14 protein-coding genes are annotated in these 16,476 nt (G+C 64.3%); 8 read left to right on the top strand and 6 right to left on the bottom strand.

Translation table 11 applies throughout. From position 1 onward, the window contains the following. Positions 1 to 48 precede the first annotated feature (48 nt). Both WNB94_RS15860 and WNB94_RS15855 read left to right on the top strand, forming a co-directional pair. Positions 49 to 705, top strand: coding sequence for a response regulator (locus WNB94_RS15860; RefSeq protein ID WP_341391350.1), 657 nt, complete (start codon positions 49 to 51; stop codon positions 703 to 705). Further along, a complete protein-coding gene (locus WNB94_RS15855; RefSeq protein WP_341391349.1) occupies positions 702 to 2,543 on the top strand; it encodes a hybrid sensor histidine kinase/response regulator in 1,842 nt (613 codons plus the stop codon). The genes WNB94_RS15860 and WNB94_RS15855 overlap by 4 nt, the downstream gene beginning before the upstream one ends. Here the strand turns inward: WNB94_RS15855 and WNB94_RS15850 are convergent. Together WNB94_RS15850 and corA are read right to left on the bottom strand one after the other, a co-directional pair. Then, the gene (locus WNB94_RS15850; protein ID WP_341391348.1) at positions 2,497 to 3,666 is read right to left on the bottom strand and encodes an MFS transporter; all 1,170 of its coding nucleotides are present in this window, start codon (positions 3,664 to 3,666) and stop codon (positions 2,497 to 2,499) included. The genes WNB94_RS15855 and WNB94_RS15850 overlap by 47 nt on opposite strands. Beyond that, on the bottom strand, positions 3,667 to 4,626 hold the full coding sequence (gene corA / locus WNB94_RS15845) for a magnesium/cobalt transporter CorA (protein WP_341391347.1): 960 nt from the start codon (positions 4,624 to 4,626) through the stop codon (positions 3,667 to 3,669). It lies immediately after the preceding gene. Between the two features lie 307 nt (positions 4,627 to 4,933). On the opposite strand from corA, the gene WNB94_RS15840 reads away from it, so the two are divergent. The 4 genes from WNB94_RS15840 to WNB94_RS15825 all read left to right on the top strand — a co-directional run bounded on the left by WNB94_RS15840 (position 4,934) and on the right by WNB94_RS15825 (position 8,930). Beyond that, positions 4,934 to 5,872 (top strand): LysR family transcriptional regulator, encoded by a 939-nt coding sequence (locus WNB94_RS15840; RefSeq protein ID WP_341391346.1) that lies wholly within the window; start codon positions 4,934 to 4,936, stop codon positions 5,870 to 5,872. A 100-nt stretch (positions 5,873 to 5,972) separates the two neighbouring features. After that, the gene (locus WNB94_RS15835) at positions 5,973 to 7,202 is read left to right on the top strand and encodes an acyl-CoA dehydrogenase family protein (RefSeq protein WP_341391345.1); all 1,230 of its coding nucleotides are present in this window, start codon (positions 5,973 to 5,975) and stop codon (positions 7,200 to 7,202) included. Positions 7,203 to 7,220: 18 nt separating this feature from the next. Then, positions 7,221 to 7,913: a histidine phosphatase family protein gene (locus WNB94_RS15830; RefSeq protein WP_341391344.1), complete on the top strand. Its 693-nt coding sequence runs from the start codon at positions 7,221 to 7,223 to the stop codon at positions 7,911 to 7,913. Positions 7,914 to 7,982: 69 nt separating this feature from the next. Next, complete coding sequence (locus WNB94_RS15825; protein WP_341391343.1) at positions 7,983 to 8,930, top strand: alpha/beta fold hydrolase; 948 nt, start codon at positions 7,983 to 7,985, stop codon at positions 8,928 to 8,930. A 16-nt stretch (positions 8,931 to 8,946) separates the two neighbouring features. On the opposite strand, the gene WNB94_RS15820 is transcribed toward WNB94_RS15825, so the two are convergent. Together WNB94_RS15820 and WNB94_RS15815 are read right to left on the bottom strand one after the other, a co-directional pair. Next, a complete protein-coding gene (locus WNB94_RS15820; protein ID WP_341391458.1) occupies positions 8,947 to 10,056 on the bottom strand; it encodes an acyltransferase family protein in 1,110 nt (369 codons plus the stop codon). A gap of 165 nt (positions 10,057 to 10,221) precedes the next feature. Continuing rightward, positions 10,222 to 12,273 (bottom strand): oxidoreductase, encoded by a 2,052-nt coding sequence (locus tag WNB94_RS15815; protein WP_341391342.1) that lies wholly within the window; start codon positions 12,271 to 12,273, stop codon positions 10,222 to 10,224. 277 nt (positions 12,274 to 12,550) lie between these two features. Here WNB94_RS15815 and WNB94_RS15810 point away from each other — a divergent pair, with 277 nt between their 5' ends. Together WNB94_RS15810 and WNB94_RS15805 are read left to right on the top strand one after the other, a co-directional pair. Next, positions 12,551 to 13,150, top strand: coding sequence for an outer membrane beta-barrel protein (locus WNB94_RS15810; protein ID WP_341391341.1), 600 nt, complete (start codon positions 12,551 to 12,553; stop codon positions 13,148 to 13,150). Positions 13,151 to 13,167: 17 nt separating this feature from the next. Next, positions 13,168 to 13,863 carry an outer membrane beta-barrel protein gene (locus WNB94_RS15805; RefSeq protein WP_341391340.1) on the top strand — a complete coding sequence of 232 codons (696 nt, stop codon included), beginning with the start codon at positions 13,168 to 13,170 and terminating at the stop codon, positions 13,861 to 13,863. A gap of 75 nt (positions 13,864 to 13,938) precedes the next feature. Here WNB94_RS15805 and WNB94_RS15800 read toward each other — a convergent pair whose 3' ends face one another. Together WNB94_RS15800 and WNB94_RS15795 are read right to left on the bottom strand one after the other, a co-directional pair. Beyond that, on the bottom strand, positions 13,939 to 15,753 hold the full coding sequence (locus tag WNB94_RS15800; protein ID WP_341391339.1) for a lipoprotein N-acyltransferase Lnb domain-containing protein: 1,815 nt from the start codon (positions 15,751 to 15,753) through the stop codon (positions 13,939 to 13,941). 29 nt (positions 15,754 to 15,782) lie between these two features. Continuing rightward, the gene (locus WNB94_RS15795; RefSeq protein WP_341391338.1) at positions 15,783 to 16,148 is read right to left on the bottom strand and encodes a hypothetical protein; all 366 of its coding nucleotides are present in this window, start codon (positions 16,146 to 16,148) and stop codon (positions 15,783 to 15,785) included. Positions 16,149 to 16,476 lie beyond the last annotated feature (328 nt).

The raw sequence follows: 16,476 nt of genomic DNA, 5'->3' as shown, positions 1-16,476 counted from the left end.
TGGCCTGGCGGTGGGATACTGCGTGCTATCTCACATCAATCGCATGGCATGTCGTTGACGGCCCCTCACCTTGTTCTGGTCGATGATCACGCCCTGTTTCGCATGGGGCTGGGCCAGATGCTGGCCGCCCATTGGCCGCAGGTCCGCTTTCACGAGGCCGTGTCCTGGGCCGGCGCCTTGGCCCAACTCAAAGCCTTGTGGCGTCAGGACCGACCCGACGCGCTGCTGCTGGACGTGGGGCTGCCCGATGCCGATGCCTTGCCGTTGCTGGGTCAGCTCCAGGAGCTGGCACCGGGTTTGCCGGTGCTGGTGATGTCGGCCGACAGCCGGCCCGAACGGGTGGCGCAGGCCAGAGAGTCCGGCGTGCATGGCTGGGTCTCGAAGTCGGCCCAGCCGGACGTGATCATTTCAGCGGTGACCACCGTCATCGAAGGCGGACGCTCGTTCCCTGGCATGGTCTATGACACCTCGCCCCTGCCCCACGTCCGCGCGCTGGCGGCCGAGCCTGAGGTCTTGTCTGATCTGCAGCGGCAGATACTGCAGATGCTCGGCAATGACATCCCCAACAAGGCCATCGCCCGTCAGTTGGGGCTCAGTGAGACCGAGGTGCGTGTGCAGGTGTCATGGTTGACCGAGATGCTGCAGGCCAGCAGCCGGCGCGAGGCTTACGCGCGCGCCCTGGAGCGTGGCGTGCTCACACCATGAATGGCGTGATGCCAGAGCGGCGCTCCTGGCGGGCCCTGTGGCAGGAGGCCTTGAGGTTCGAGCGGCAGGCCGCCTTACCGGCCCAGATGGCCTTGCTGGAGCGCAACATGCCGGTGGCCCTGTGGGGCACCGCATTGACCGCCTGGGTCTGCGCCACCTGCCTGGCCTGGCCGCTGCAGCAGCCCATGGCGTACCTGTGGGCCTTGTGGGTGTCGGGCGTGTCGGCGGTGGGGTGGTGGTGTGGGCGTCACCTCAATGGCCAAATTCCTCTGCGGGAAGGCGCCCTGCGTTATGCGCGTCTGTTGAGGGCCGTGTGGGTCATGCAGGGTGTGAGCTGGGGCGCACTGGCGTGGCTGTTCATCCAGCCCGCTCAGCCGGCGTCGACCGTGCTGGTGCTGGGCACCCTGGGTGGGCTGACCTCGGCCGGGCTGGCCGTGCTCGGGGCCTCGTGGCCTTTGTCGGTGGCGTTCTGGATGAGTTGCACCCTGACGACCGCCAGTGGGCTCTTGCGGGTGGACGACCCCGTGCACGCCACCTTGGCGCTGGGCGTGCTGACCTACCTGGGCGCCATGACGGTGTTCTCGTACCACACTGCGCGCATGGCACAACGCAGCATCGACCTGCACCGCGAGAACGAGCGACTCGTCGGGCAGCTGCGCGATCAGACCCGGCGCGCCCACGAGGCGCGTCAACTGGCCGAAGAGGCAGGCGCGCAAGCCGATGCCGCGAACCGGGCCAAAACGGTCTTTCTGGCGTCGGTCAGCCACGACCTGCGCCAGCCTTTGCATGCCGCTGGCCTGTACCTGTCGGCCTTGACGCGCATGGGATGGCAAGGACGGGCGGCCTACCTGCTGGGGCAGGTTGAGGCCTCTCAGGCGGCCGCCAACGACATGCTCAACACCTTGATGGATTTTTCTCGGGTGGATGCGGGCGTCGTGCAGGCCCGCATGACGCCGTTTGCCCTGCAGCCGGTCTTGCACCGCCTGGTGCAGGAGCTGGCGCCCTGGGCCGAGGAAAAAGGCTTGGCCCTGCGCCTGCGCGACACCCTGTGCGTGGTGCACGCCGACCCCGCCTTGGTGGAGATGGTGGTGCGCAACCTTTTGCTCAATGCCATCCGCTACACCGAGCGTGGCGCTGTGCTGCTGGCCTGTCGCCGCCGCAGCGGTCAGGCCTGGATCGAGGTCTGGGACACGGGGGTGGGCATTCCGCGCCACCAGCAAGAGGCGATCTTCCAGGAGTTCCATCAACTGGGCAATCCGGAGCGCGACCAGCGCAAGGGCCTGGGCCTGGGCCTGGCCATCGCGCGTGGCCTGGTGCGGGCCATGAACGTGGCGCTCACCGTCTCATCCGTGCCGGGGCGTGGCTCGGTGTTCCGGCTGCAATTGCCCCTGAGCACGGCGCCGCTCACCGACGTGCGCACGACCGATCTGCCATCGTCCAGCAGCCTGCAGGGGCTCAAGGTGCTGCTCATTGACGACGACGAGCGCGTGCGCCAGGCCATGGGCGAGCTCTTGAGCGACTGGGGATGCTGGTGCGAGGTGGCCGAGTCGGCCGAATCTGCCTGCGGGTTGCTGCAGCGCTTTGAGCCAGACGTCATCGTGTGCGATCACCGCTTGCGCGAGGGCCGCTCGGGTGTTCAGGCGGTCGAGTACCTGTGGTCGCGGCTGCAACGGCGTGTGCCATCGGTGCTGGTCACGGCCGACACCGCCAATGAACGCTTGCGCGAAGCGCATGCCTCGGGCCTGTTGTTGCTGCACAAGCCGGTGCCTGCGGCGCGGCTGTACGAGGTGCTCACACGGCTGGGCGAGCGCCAACAGGCCTCATCCACCACAGGCTGAAGGCCAGCAAAGCCAGCCACAGGCTTTGGCCCGTCACCCCGTGGTGGTCGATCATCCACCCGCTCACCAGCGGACCGATCGCTCCCCCCGCCGTGTAGCCCGCGATCATGGCCGAGGTGCCCGCCAGCGCAGAGGTGTGTGCAAACTCGTGGGCCACACGGATCATGCTCAGGGTGTAGAGCGCCCCGCCCACGGCCCCCCACAGGCCTGCACACAACCAGAACAGGGCCGGCCATTGCGGGGCCATGGCCAGTGCCAGCGCGCTGGCCACCAGGATGCCGGCGGCCAGACCGATCAGGCGCTGGGCTGGCAGGTGATCGGCCAGCCACCCGGTGGGGTACTGAAGCAGGAAACTGCCCAGCCCCAGCGCCCCGGCGATGGACGCGGCGGCGGCCAGGGTCAGCCCCAGGCCCGCGCCATGGGCCACTGTGACCGAGCCCAGCCCCACCTCGAACACCCCACCCACGATGGCGGCCCACACCAGCGCGGGGGCCACCCGGCAGGCCTGCCACAAGCCCATGTCGGCATGGGCTTCGTGCATGGCCCTGAGCTGCAGGATGTGGCCAGGCATGACCAGGGCCAGGCCCAGCACCAGGCAGCCGCCTGCCATCAGGTTGGCCGCCTGGGCATCCAGGCCCAGCACTGCGGGCAGAAACGGGCCCACCGCCATGGCCGCGCCCAGCAAGGTCTGGTACAGCCCTGTCAGCCGCCCCCGGTGGCTGGCTGGCACGTTGTGGGCGATCAGCGCTTCCGTGGCGTTCCAGGCGGCGGCGGCACCCAGCCCCGCCATCAGCCCCAGCGCACACCACAGCCCGAAGTGGTCGGTCAGCAAATAGCCAGAACAGGCGATCAGCTCCAGCACCAGGCCCAGCCGGTACGCCTGCCCCACGCCCAGGCGCCTAAACACGGCGGGCACCCAGGGCACCAGCGAGGCCACGGCCAGGAAGGGCAGGGTGGCAAACAGGCCAATGGCCGTGGCGCTGGCGCCCGCTTGCTGCAGGCGCACGGCCAGCACCGGGTTGAGCAGGCTGAAGCTCAGCACCACCAGGGTGGTGGCCAGCATCACCCGCCCCAGGCCGGGGGGCAGGCCCGTCAGCATCGAACGCAAGTCAGAAGACGACACTCAGTTCAACCAGCCCTTGCGACGGAAGTACCAAAACGGCGTCACGATCGACAGCAGCATCAGGCCCAGCGCCAGCGGGTAGCCCCACTTCAGGCTCAGCTCGGGCATGTGCTGGAAGTTCATGCCGTAGATGCTGGCGATCAGCGTGGGCGGCAGCAAGGCCACCGAGGCCACCGAGAAGATCTTGATGATCTTGTTCTGGTTGATGTTGATGAAACCCACCGTGGCGTCCATCAGGAAGTTGATCTTGTCGAAGAGGAAGGCGGTGTGGCTGTCCAGCGAGTCGATGTCGCGCAGGATCTGGCGCGCCTCTTCGAACTGATCGGCGTTGAGCATGCGGGCGCGCATCATGAAGCTCACGGCACGGCGGGTGTCCATGGCGTTGCGGCGGATGCGACCGTTCAAGTCTTCCTGGCGGGCGATGGCGGCCAGGGCCTCGGCGGCGGCCTCGTCGTTGATCTGGTCCTTCAGCACACGCCGGCTGACCGTTTCCAGCTCGTCGTAGATGCCTTCGAGCGTGTCGGCCGAATACTCGGCGTCCGCGTCGTACAGCTTGAGCAGCACGTCCTTGGCATCGTCGATCAGGGCCGGGATGCGGCGCGCCCGCATGCGCAGCAGGCGGAACACCGGAAGGTCTTCGCGGTGGATCGAAAACAGGATGTTGTCGTGCAGGATGAAGGCCACGCGCACGTTGCGTGGCGTGTCGTGGTCATCGATCAGGAAGTCGGATCGGATGTGGATGGCGCCCTCGTCTTCATAGAATCGGGCGGATTCTTCCAGGTCTTCATCGATGATGTCGCCCGGGATGACCAGGCCGAAATGCACGGCCAGCCAGCCCTTTTCTTCCGGAGTGGGGTCTTCCAGGTCGACCCAGATGGGCCGCGTGGCGATGGCGGCATCCAGGTGGGCGACTTCTTCCTGAAACAGCCGGCCATTGGCCAGCGTGAACACGTTGAGCATGCGGTCTCCAGCACAGCAGGAACCCGGTCTGGCCGGGCACACAGGCAGCGGGTGGGGTGAGGGGTCGAGTGGTTGCCGCCCCCTCCCGCATGCGCCCCGCAGGCCCTCAGGGCGGCGGGGGTGACACGACAGCCGGGCCGTCGTGGCTGGAGTGGGCGGTCACCAAGGGTGACTGTCCAAGATGGTGGCTCCATGAAGGCCCGTGAAGGCCGATCCCGAGATTATGGCGTGCCTGCGCCCACATGGTGTGAGGAAAGCGCCCGCAAAGCCACTTGAATGGGCGTGAGGCGGTGTAAGGTGATGGCCCATGGCAACGCCGTTCTCTCGTCTGGACCTCAATCTCTTCCGCGTCATGGACGCCGTGTACGCGCATGGCGGCATTTCGGGGGCGGCCCGCCACCTGCACTTGAGCCAGCCGGCGGTCAGCCACGCCCTGGCACGCCTGCGCCGCATCTGGGATGACCCGCTGTTCGTGCGCCAGGGCAACCAGATGGTGCCCACCGAACTCACGCGCCGCGTCATCGCCGACGTGCAGTTGCACCTGCGAGGCCTGCAGTCGGTGTTGGCCCAGGCGGACGGCTTTGACCCTGCCACCCTGGACATGACCGTGCGCCTGGGCATGCGTGACGTGCTGGAGGCCATCACCCTGCCACCGCTGATGACCCGCCTGGCCACGCTGGCGCCTCGGGTGGGCCTGGCCAGCGTGCGCGTGCCTCGCGAAGCACTGGAGCGCAGCCTGAGCCAGGGCGAAGTGGACCTGGTGATCGACCGCCAGCGGCGCGTGAGTGGCCGCATCCGGGGCGAGCACCTGGCCGATGAGCGCCTGTCGGTGCTGATGCGCCAGGGGCACCCGCTGGCCGCGCGCGCCATGACCGTAGCCGACTACTTTGACTGCCAGCACGTGATGGTGACCTTGCAGCCCGAGCAGCCCGACCCCCTGCAGGCGGTGTGGGCCGGGCGGGGCCTGGGTGAGCGGCGCGTGAGCCTGCGCTGTCAGCACTACTTCGCTGCCGCCAAGGTGGTGGCCCACAGCGAGGCCCTGCTGACCCTGCCCCACACCTATGCCGAGCAACTGACGCGGGCCTTGCCTCTGGTGGTGGCCGAGCTGCCCGTGGCGCTGCCGCCCATGGGCATCTGGATGTACTGGCATGCCGACCGCGAGGCCGACCCGGTGCACCAGTGGCTGCGGGGCTGCGTGGCCCAGGGCGCGCGCGAGGCCATGCAGGCAATGCATGGCTTGGGATGAAATAACATCATTTGATGCAGGTGGAGGGCTGTCGTAGCATCAGACGAGGTGCTGTCGAGGCACCTGCCACGACCGATTTGCCCCAGACCAGGAGACAGCCATGGATTTCCAGCCCAGCGAACGCGCCCAAAGCTACGCCCAGCGCGTGCGCGCCTTCATCGACGAGCGCATCGCCCCGGTCGAGGCCCAGCACTGGAAAGAAATCCACGAAGCCCGCCATGGCGGCGACTGGACGCAGTGGAAGATCCCCGCCCGTGTGGAAGAACTCAAGGCCCAGGCCAAGGCTGAAGGCCTGTGGAACCTGTTCCTGCCCGATGCCGATCTGGCCCCTGGCCTGAGCGTGCTGGACTACGCCTTCAGCGCCGAGCAGACCGGCCGCTCGATGATGGCGCCCGAGATCTTCAACTGCAACGCGCCCGACACCGGCAACATGGAAGTGCTGTGGAAGTACGGCAGCGCCGAGCAGAAAGCCCAGTGGTTGACGCCCTTGCTGAATGGCGAGATCCGCTCGGTGTTCTTCATGACCGAGCCTGACGTGGCCTCGTCCGACGCCACCAACATGGCGGCCACTGCCGTGGTCGAGGGCAACGAGATCGTGCTCAATGGCAAGAAGTGGTGGTCCTCCGGCGTGGGCGATCCGCGCTGCAAGATCGGCATCTTCATGGCCGCCACACCCAATGCCGAAGCGGGTCGCCATGGTCAGCACTCGATGGTGCTGGTGCCGCTCGATGCCCCGGGCGTTGAGATCAAACGCATGCTGCCGGTGTTCGGCGAGTACGACGAGCCGCACGGCCACGGCGAGGTGCACTTCACCAATGTGCGCCTGCCCCTGAGCAATGTGATCGCCGGGCCGGGTCGTGGCTTCGAGATCGCTCAGGGCCGCCTGGGCCCGGGCCGCATCCACCACTGCATGCGCTGCATCGGCGCGGCCGAGAAGTCGCTGGAGCTGGCCATCGAGCGTGGCCTGAAGCGTGTGGCCTTTGGCAAGCCCATCATCAACCTGGGCGGCAACCGCGAGCGCATCGCCGAGTGCCGTCTGGCCATCGACCAGGCCCGCTTGCTGACCCTGCAGGCCGCCTGGAAGATCGACAACCTGGGCGTGATGAGCGCGCTCACCGACGTGTCGGCCATCAAGGTGGTGGCGCCCTCCATGCTGCAGAACGTGGTGGACTTTGCCATCCAGATGCACGGTGGCATGGGCGTGTCGCACGACACCATGCTCACGGCCTTCTTCAACCAGGCCCGCTCATTGCGCCTGGCCGATGGCCCCGATGAGGTCCACAAGGGCATGATCGCCCGCCTGGAGCTGATGAAGTACGGCGCCAAGTGAGGGCGCACGGGGTTTGACATGGGTGCGCTTTACCTGATTCGCCACGGCCAGGCCTCGTTTGGCAGCCAGAACTACGATGCCTTGTCGCCACTGGGGCACCAACAGGGCTATGCGATTGGCCAGGCCCTGAAGGCCCGAGGCGTGACGCCTGAGGCCGTGGTGGCGGGCACCATGCAGCGCCACCAGGAAACCGCCCGAGCGGCCCTGTCGGCCATGGCGCTGGACGTGCCCATGGCCATCCACGCCGGGGTCAACGAGTTCGACCATGAAAACGTGATCGAGGTGGCCCAGCCGCGTTACGCCGACAAGGCGGTGATGATGGCCGAGATGGCCGCCAGCGGCGACCCGCGACGCGCCTTCCAGACCTTCTTCCGCGAAGCCGTGAGCCGTTGGGTGGACGGCCACCACGACGCGGAGTACAGCGAGCCCTGGTCGGCCTTCAAGCTGCGCTGCGTGGCCACCTTGAGCGATCTGGTGTCGCAAACCCCCGCCAAGGGGCAGGCCGTGGTGTTCACCTCCGGCGGTTTCATCAGCGTGGTGTGTGCCCACCTGCTGGGCCTGCACGACAGCCAGGCCTTTGCCATCAACTGGACGCTGGCCAACGCAGGCATCACCAAGGTCAATGTGGGCCGGGATGGCCTGCACCTGTTGTCCGTCAACGAGCATGGCCACCTGGAAGGGGGGAGTCCCTCTTTGCTGAGTTACCGCTGAGCCAACTTCCCGCACAATGGGCCAGCGGGCACAGCGGGTGTCCTGCCTCCACAAACAAGGGTTTTTGCGATGAAGACGATGCTGAAGGTCTTGGGCGGGCTGTTGCTCGTGCTGTTGTTGGTCGTGGTCGGTGGTGTGGCTGCCTCTTGGGCCCCCGACCGTGACGTGGACAGCCTGAAGGCCAAGTGGGCCCCCCCGCCCTCGCAGTTCGCCGAGATCATGGGCATGTCGGTGCACTACCGCGACGAGGGGCCGCGCGATGATGTAGAGCCCATCGTGCTGCTGCACGGCACCTCGGCCAGCCTGCACACCTGGGATGGCTGGGCGGACGCCCTCAAGGGCCAGCGCCGCGTCATCCGCATGGACCTGCCGGGCTTTGGCCTCACGGGCCCCATGCCCGATGGCAACTACCGGCTCCCCCATTACGTCGAGTTCGTGGTCGCGCTGATGGACCAACTTGGCGTGCAGCAGGCCGTGGTGGCGGGCAATTCCTTCGGTGGCAACCTGGCCTGGAAGGTGGCGGTGGACCACCCACAGCGCGTCAGCAAGCTGGTGCTGGTGGACGCAGCGGGCTACCCGTATGACGCGCAGTCGGTCCCGATTGGCTTCAAGATCGCACAGATCCCGGCGCTCAAGCCACTCATGCAAAACACCTTGCCGCACAGCATGATCGAATCCAGCGTGCGCAATGTGTATGGCGACCCGTCCAAGGTCACCCCCGAGCTGATCGACCGTTACTACGAACTGACCCTGCGGGCCGGTAACCGTGGTGCCCTGGGCGAGCGCTTCCGCCAGAGCCCGGGCGGTGAGTTTGCCCAACAGATCCCGTCGATCACCCAGCCCACGTTGATCTTGTGGGGCGGGCAAGACCGCTTGATCCCACCGAACAACGCCGAGCAGTTCAAGCAAGACATCCAGGGCAGCCACCTGGTGGTGTTTGATGGCCTGGGCCACGTGCCGCATGAAGAAGACCCGGCCGCCACGGTGGCGGCGGTGCAGGCGTTTTTGGGGCGTTGAACGCCATTGCTCGCCGTCAGGCCACTCGCTTGGTCTGTTCGGACACCTGAGGTGGGGCGTCTGAACCGATGTCAGGTTGCGCTGGTCGCATGCGGGGCTTGATCTGGCGGGGTGGCAAGAACACCCACGCCAGGAGATGCGTGCGACGGATGGCGCGTGCCAACGCGAGAGATGCCATCACGCTGACGCAGAAAGCGGCCCAGCCCGACATGGCGGACGCGGGCCATCCTGACCAGATCAGAATCTTTTGCGTCATGCTTTGAATCGGCGAGTGAAACAGCAAGATGAACAGGCTGTCGACGCCGCAGCGTGCGAGGTACAGGCGAGCGGGGCGCCAGGTGCTCAACAGACAAGACAGTTGGGTGATGAGCACGATGCCCGCAAAAGCCGTTGCGGTGCAGGCAAGCAGATCCGTGTACAGCCGCGAGAACAGTCCTGTTCGAGGGTTATACAGGGCAAAAATGCCAGCAAACACCACGCCGGCCAACGCCAGTGTGGGCCAGCGCCAAGCTGCGCGGTGAAACAGATCTCGGAACAGATGCCCCGCAAAAAAATAGAACAGCGAGATTGGCAGAAGGTCGGCGGACAGCGGTAGACCTTTGAGCATCAGCGGCATGTCCAGGATCTGAATTGGCCGCATCCAGAACACGGGCAACATCAAACTGCCGCCCATCAGCAGCGCTCCGAGCACCAGGAGTTTTTCGGCTTGTTTGAGCCGGTGCCGTTGGAACAGCTTGTCAATTCCCCAGGCCGCAATGAACACCAGCCACAGGTGGGGCAGGAACCACAACGCATAGATCCAGGGCAGGTAACTGCCGCTGCCACTCAAGATGCCCAGTGCGTATTCGCCGGGATCGGCATTCCACCAAAGGATGCGAAAAGGCGCATGGAGCAGGGCCATCACCAGAAAAGGCTTGAGCAATGCATGCGCTTTTTCAAGTGCCAGCGCAGGCAGGGGCGCATCGGGTTTGAAAAAAGTGCCCGCAATGAAAAACAGCAGCGGCATGCGAAATGCCGCCAGCAGTGTGTTCACGAGTGAATCAGGGGCGGTGAGGGTTTGGTTGTGCCCCACCACAACCAGCAGGATGCACAGACCACGGGCCACATCGATATGGGCAAGTCTCATGGTGCAGCAGCGTGGAGAATGTGCAGACTTGGGGCATGACGCCGACACCCCAAGGATTAAACGTATACGCAGCCGCAGGTTATCGTGAACCTCTGCACACGGTCTAGCCCCCAAATTGGCGAAGATGTAAGCAAGCGTCCTTGCTTTTCAGCATGAAAAATTTGGTCAGATGTTGGCCGCCAACCGCGCCGCCTGATCGATCGCCTTCTTGGCGTCCAGCTCTCCTGCCTCGAATGCCCCGCCAATGAGGTGCACCGGCTTGCCCTGCGTCTTCAACTCATCGGCCAGTTCGCGCAGCGGCACCTGGCCGGCGCACAGCACCACGTTGTCGCAGGCGATCCAGGTGGGGTTTTCGCGCTTCTCACCAAAGCTGATCAGCAAGCCCTCGTCACCGATGCGCTCGTAGTTCACGCCGCCGACCATCTCCACGTTTTTCATCTTCAGCGACGCGCGGTGGATCCAGCCCGTGGTCTTGCCCAGGCCAGCGCCCAGCTTGCCCTTCTTGCGCTGCAGCAGCACCACCTCGCGGGCGGCGGGCAGGGGCTTCGGGCCCTCGAGGCGCAGGCCACCTGGGGCACTCGACGGGTCGGTCAAGCCCCACTCCTGCATCCACACCACCAGGTCCAGCGAGGGCGACTTGTGCTCGTGGTCGTGCACCAGGTACTCGGCCACGTCGAAGCCGATGCCGCCGGCGCCGATCACGGCCACCTTGCGGCCCACCGGCTTCTTGTGGCGCAGCACGTCGATGTAGCTCAGCACCTTGGGGTGGTCCTGCCCCGGGATCCTCGGGTCACGCGGCGTCACGCCCGTGGCCACGATGACCTCGTCAAAGCCGTTGAGCATCGACGTTTCCACGCGGGTGCCGAGCTTGAGTTGCACGCCGGTGATGTCGATGCGCTTGCGGAAGTGCCGCAGCATCTCGTCGAACTCTTCCTTGCCGGGCACCTGGCGCGCCATGTTGAGCTGACCGCCCACTTCGCTGGCCGCGTCGAACAGCACGACGTGGTGGCCGCGCTCGGCCAGGTGCGTGGCGGCGGTGATGCCGGCGGGGCCCGCGCCCACCACGGCGATGCGCTTCTTCTTCACCGCAGGCAGGAAGTTCAGCGTCGTCTCGTGGCAGGCGCGCGGGTTGACCAGGCAGCTCGAGAGCTGGTTCTTGAAGACGTGGTCCAGGCAGGCCTGGTTGCAGGCGATGCAGGTGTTGATCTCGTCGGCGCGACCCGCTGCCGCCTTGGCCACGAAGTGCGAATCAGCCAACAGGGGCCGGGCCATGGACACCATGTCGGCGTAGCCACCGGCCAGCACCATCTCGGCCGTGGCCGGTGTGTTGATGCGGTTGGACGTGACCAGCGGGATGTGAATGCCCGCCTCGGCGAAGTCCTGCTTGAGCTTGGCCGTGACCCAGGCGAAGGCCGCACGCGGCACGCTGGTGGCGATCGTCGGCACGCGCGCCTCGTGCCAGCCGATGCCGGTGTTGATGATGGTCGCGCCCGCCTGCGCGATGGCCACGCCCAGCTGGCGCACCTCGGCCCAGGTGCTGCCCTCAGGCACCAGGTCGATCATCGAGAGGCGGTAGATGAGGATGAAATCAGGGCCCACGGCCTCGCGCGTGCGCCGCACGATCTCGATGGGCAGCCGCATGCGCTGGCTGTAGTCGCCACCCCAGGCGTCGGTGCGCTGGTTGGTGTGCCGCGCCAGGAACTCGTTGATGAAGTAGCCCTCCGAGCCCATGATCTCGACGCCGTCGTAGCCAGCCTCGCGGGCGCGCACGGCGCTGTCGACGAAGGCCCGGATCTGACGCTCGACGCCCGCGGCCGACAGCTCGAACGGGGTGAACGGCGAGATGGGCGACTTGATGCGCGAAGGCGCCACGGCGAACGGGTGGTAGGCGTAGCGGCCCGCGTGCAGGATCTGCATGGCGATCTTGCCGCCGGCCTCGTGCACGGCGCGCGTGACCACCTGGTGGCGCCTGGCCGAAGACGCGCTGCTCATGCGCCCGGCCAGCGGCTTGACCCAGCCCGCGATGTTGGGCGCAAAGCCCCCGGTGACGATCAGCCCGACGCCGCCTTCGGCCCGCTCGCGGAAGTAGGCGGCGAGCTTGCTGAGGTCACGCCCGTCTTCCAGGCCCGTGTGCATCGAGCCCATCAGCACGCGGTTCTTCAGGGTGGTGAAGCCGAGGTCGAGGGGGCTGAGGAGGTGGGGGTAGGGCGTGGTCATGGTGTTGGCGCGTGGCACATCGCGTTGACAGTGGAGTTTGTGGCGTGAGGTCCACAACCAGGGTTTTCTCAGGGGCACAGGGGCGCCCGTTGTTCCCCGCTGGTTCGGTGGACTCTGTACAGTGGCACGCGCAGCCATGCACAGGCTGCCAAGTACTGTAAAGGGAAACAGATACCACACCGGTTGGTGCTGGGCACCGTTGCGCTCGCCAAGCTTTTGTCGCGCCAGGTGGTCTGTTGTGTGTCTATCGAAGGATGAGGCTAGCGAGGTGATGAAGATGAAAACGTTGATGATGGGTGTGGTCTTGGCCGTGATGGCCACCACAGCGGGTGCTCAGTCTTACGTGGGCGCGGCCATTGGTTCGGGCAAGTACAAGACGGACTGCGCCGGCGCGACCTCCTGCGACATGAGCGATACCGTGTTCAAGTTGTATGCGGGCCAGCGTGTGAATGATTGGGCCAGTGCCGAGGCAGCCTACATTCGATTTGGCGAAGGCACCCTCAAGGGGGCCGTGACGGTGGACGGCGTGACCGTCAACATCACCGACTATGCTCAGCGCGCGCAGGCGCTTGTTCTGATGGCAGCATTTCGCCGTGAAGTCGTCACCGGTCTGGAGGGGGTTGCGCGCATCGGTGCCGCGGTGGTGCATGGCAAGGTCGCGGCCTCAGGTGTGATCGTCGGTGGGGACTTTGATGGCGCCAGTGCATCCGTTTCACGGTCGGATACCACGCTGCGCCCGTACTTTGGCCTGGGTCTGTCTTACCGGGTCCTCTCCAACCTGAAGGCCACGCTGGATTACGACCGTACCTCGTTTTCGATTGATGGCGAAACCGAGGGGGTTCACTCCTTCATGGCCGGTGTGGCTTACCAGTACTGATCGCCCCATGAACCTTGTTGGCCGATGCCTACACATGCATCGGCCAAATGGTTGATGTGGTCAATCCCACCCTCAATCAAGTGTTTCTCTTTGTGTGGCCAGTGGTTAATCTGCGCCCCGACGAACGGTCGTCATTACATAAAGGGAAACACATGTTCAAGAAGTTCATGGTTGCCGCAGCAGCAACCGTCATCGCTGCCAGCGCATCTGCCGAAGGTTATGTGGGCGGCGCCTTTGGTGTCAGCAAACTGGATTTTGATTGTGCCGAGACGCTGTCATGTGACACGTCGGACACCGTCTGGAAGCTCTACGGCGGCTACAAGATCAATCCTGGGGTGGCGGTTGAAGCCGGTTACGTCAACTTCGGTGAGACCAAGTATTCCTATGCCTTCGCCGGTGACGCCGTGCAGGGCAAGCTCAGCGCCAGTGCCTTCACCGTGGGTGTCGCAGTGCACGGGGACATGACGCCTAAGTTCAGTGCTGTGGGCCGCATTGGCTTGGCCATGGTGAAAGCTGAACTGACCGAGTCTCTGGGTTCGCTGAGTGTCTCTGAGTCCGACACGAACGCCCGTGTTTACCTCGGGGTGGGTGTCGCATACGCCGTGACCCCCGAAGTCAAAGTGACGGCTGACCTGGATTTCACCGATGTCAAGCTCGATGGTGAGACGGGCAATGTGCGTGCCCTCAACGTTGGGTTGATGTACAAGTTCTGATCGAGCATGGAGACAGGGGCTGCTTCGCACAACGAAACGGCCCCTGCCCAGATCGGGAGATCAGCCCTCAAGCCCTCAGAACTGATACTTGAGTCTGACGCCGGTCTCTCGCTGATGTTGTCCATGCCCTTGAGCATGTCGAAGATGCAACATCACGGTCACGCCGCCCGTGAATCGTTTGGTCTGAAGCAGTTCGCTGCTCAAGAAGGTTCGACCAGTCTTCAGTTCGTTGTGGCTCACGACCAGGCGTGCGATGGTTTTCATGCCGTACACCTGCCTGACGATCACGCCAAGTTCCGGGCGCGCGTAGACGTGCCCACGTCTTGCAGTGCTGGCCCCAGCCACCGCCAAGCCGTACAGGTCTACATCTGGGTGCATCCGGGACGTGACGCCCAAACCTCCCTCCACCAGCCATGCGCCACGCTCTTGTAGCTGGCTGTCTCTCAGTTGATCCCACCCCATGCGGAAACGCCCGGACCAGCCTCCGGTCAAGGCGTCTCGCGGCAGCAGGGACTCCACGCCGTAAATCGTGGCGCGCTCCAGTTTGATGTCTCGCTTGTCCAAGGAGGTCGATATCGCCACGTTGAGCAATGCCAGCGAGCTTTCGGCAAAGTACAAGCTGTTGTCGTCTTCCAGCTTGTGGGAGGCGGGCAGGATCTCCGCGAATACTCGTGCGTCTCCTTGACGCTGCATCACCCCCACTGACCACTGCGTGTCTGGTGGCGCGTTGACAGGGTCTCGACGTTGGTTCGACTCCAGTGTCCAGTCACGGTACGTCGTCTTTTCGGTCTGCTGAAGCGCCCTTGCGTAGGGTGCCCACACTGTGCGAGTGCGCTGATCTGTTTCGTACAGGTACAGGTTCAAGGCCTGGGCTGCCTTGAGTTGAAGGAAGCCTTTCTCTGTGGCCGGTGCATTGGCTTCGGGCGCTTTGGCGGCGGCCACTTGCTGCGCTACATGCGCCACTTCCGTGGCCGTCAGGTCTTCTTGGATGATCCGCAGTGTCCAGCGTGCAGCGGTTAACGCTGTGGGGTTGTCGACAAGGTCATGACGGACGGCTGAGCGCACGACATCCTTTGGACTGGTCCACCATTCGGGATCTGACAAGACGCTGGGCCTGTTGATGGCCAACAGATGTTTGACCAAGGTGGCGCAGTTATAGCGTTGAAAGAAATAGGTGAATCTGACGTGCTTCAGCTCGATGATGTGGGCCTGGAGCAGGCCGAGCTCGGCTGCATTGAGCCGCAGAGGGTAGATCCACAGATTGCGACCTTCTTTGCCAATGTAGAGCTCGGCTTCTTGCTGAAATGGTGTCAGGGAGAAGTAGCCCTGCATGCCGCCAATCAAGCTGTCGTAGAACAGCTTGGGTAAATTCCATGACACCGGCTCGGTGAAAAATGAAACCGCGTGTTCTCGGGGGCGTCCATCGGCGTGTCGGCCGCTCACCTTCAAAAACAGATGCCCCATCATGCTGGAAGGCATGCTCAGTACTTCAGAGGCAAAGACGAGCGATACGTCTTCCATGGGGGCCTTGGTCGCAAACTCGCTCAACTCGGCGCATTGTTCGATGGGCAGGGCTGGTCTGCCTGTCTTGGCGCGAATCCAAAGGTAGCGTGCGGGGAATCTGCATACTGCATCAGGTCCGCCCTGATACAGCAGAGACAGGGTCGCCTGGAGTTCAGTCTCCAGTGTGAACGCTTGTCCACTCAGAAGAAATGCCGGGTCTTGAATGTTTGGCTGTCGTCCGTCGTGGTGTAGCAAGGCCGCCCAATGCGGGTCATGCGCCAGCGCTCGTTCATGTGGCTGCAGGACCCATGGTGTACTGCTTTCAGCCGCTGTACTTTTGGCTGGTGCGATGCTCAGCAAAACACAGACGGCAAAAAGGGCGGCCATGAGGCCGCCCTTGAACTGAGACCGGGCAATCACTGTGCGCAAGTGATGACGACGTTCTCGGAGTACTTCCACATTTTCTCCGTCGCATAGTCGGTGGTCGAACCAAAAGCGCCACCCGACAGGATGTTCACGAAGAACTTCGGATCGACATTGCTTTCCAGCGAGGTGGTTTTGGTGCACCCAGCGGTGTCCACGTTCACGATCTTGCTGGCTTTGGTGCGTTTCACATTGACCACGCCGGGACCTTGGAACGGAACACCATCGATGGTGCCTGCGATGGACTTGCCATTCGATGCCGACACGTTGATGGCCTGGGTGTCTTCATTCAGGATCGAAGCACAGCCGCTCGTCAGGGCAGCAGCAACGATCAGAAGCGAGGTGGTGATTGTCTTCATGAAAATCTCTGAGGTTGAAAGTGAGCAGACGGCCAGTACCGCGCTGCACAAATGAACCTGTTCAGAGATGACGTCACAACTTGAACGCGCGGCCACCTCATGGCCGCGCAGATGTCGGTCGCGGTGCGACCTCTTGTGTGGTTCCTCCCTGTGCTTTGCGCAAGCACAACCATCTAGGGTGGATGATACGAATCAAATTGCAAAGATGCATGCGTCTTTCTACTTGGTGTGGTAATCGGCCCACTGCGCGACTTGCTGCCCCCGTTGCCCTCATGAAGAAGCCCCGCCAGGGCGGGGCTTCTTGATCAGACCGGAGCGGCCTGGTTGG

Source organism: Aquabacterium sp. A3 (assembly GCF_038069945.1).
Taxonomy (GTDB): domain Bacteria; phylum Pseudomonadota; class Gammaproteobacteria; order Burkholderiales; family Burkholderiaceae_C; genus Aquabacterium.
Note: the sequence above shows the minus strand (reverse complement) of the source record. Positions and strands in the feature narration are given on the sequence as shown.

What these genes read in the sequence shown, in the direction of transcription:
- WNB94_RS15860 (WP_341391350.1), top strand. Translation starts at nt 49, where the DNA reads ATGTCGTTGACGGCCCCTCACCTTGTTCTGGTCGATGATCACGCCCTG.
- WNB94_RS15855 (WP_341391349.1), top strand. Translation starts at nt 702, where the DNA reads ATGAATGGCGTGATGCCAGAGCGGCGCTCCTGGCGGGCCCTGTGGCAG.
- corA (WP_341391347.1), bottom strand. Translation starts at nt 4,626, where the DNA reads ATGCTCAACGTGTTCACGCTGGCCAATGGCCGGCTGTTTCAGGAAGAA.
- WNB94_RS15840 (WP_341391346.1), top strand. Translation starts at nt 4,934, where the DNA reads ATGGCAACGCCGTTCTCTCGTCTGGACCTCAATCTCTTCCGCGTCATG.
- WNB94_RS15835 (WP_341391345.1), top strand. Translation starts at nt 5,973, where the DNA reads ATGGATTTCCAGCCCAGCGAACGCGCCCAAAGCTACGCCCAGCGCGTG.
- WNB94_RS15830 (WP_341391344.1), top strand. Translation starts at nt 7,221, where the DNA reads ATGGGTGCGCTTTACCTGATTCGCCACGGCCAGGCCTCGTTTGGCAGC.
- WNB94_RS15825 (WP_341391343.1), top strand. Translation starts at nt 7,983, where the DNA reads ATGAAGACGATGCTGAAGGTCTTGGGCGGGCTGTTGCTCGTGCTGTTG.
- WNB94_RS15820 (WP_341391458.1), bottom strand. Translation starts at nt 10,056, where the DNA reads ATGAGACTTGCCCATATCGATGTGGCCCGTGGTCTGTGCATCCTGCTG.
- WNB94_RS15815 (WP_341391342.1), bottom strand. Translation starts at nt 12,273, where the DNA reads ATGACCACGCCCTACCCCCACCTCCTCAGCCCCCTCGACCTCGGCTTC.
- WNB94_RS15810 (WP_341391341.1), top strand. Translation starts at nt 12,551, where the DNA reads ATGAAAACGTTGATGATGGGTGTGGTCTTGGCCGTGATGGCCACCACA.
- WNB94_RS15800 (WP_341391339.1), bottom strand. Translation starts at nt 15,753, where the DNA reads ATGGCCGCCCTTTTTGCCGTCTGTGTTTTGCTGAGCATCGCACCAGCC.
- WNB94_RS15795 (WP_341391338.1), bottom strand. Translation starts at nt 16,148, where the DNA reads ATGAAGACAATCACCACCTCGCTTCTGATCGTTGCTGCTGCCCTGACG.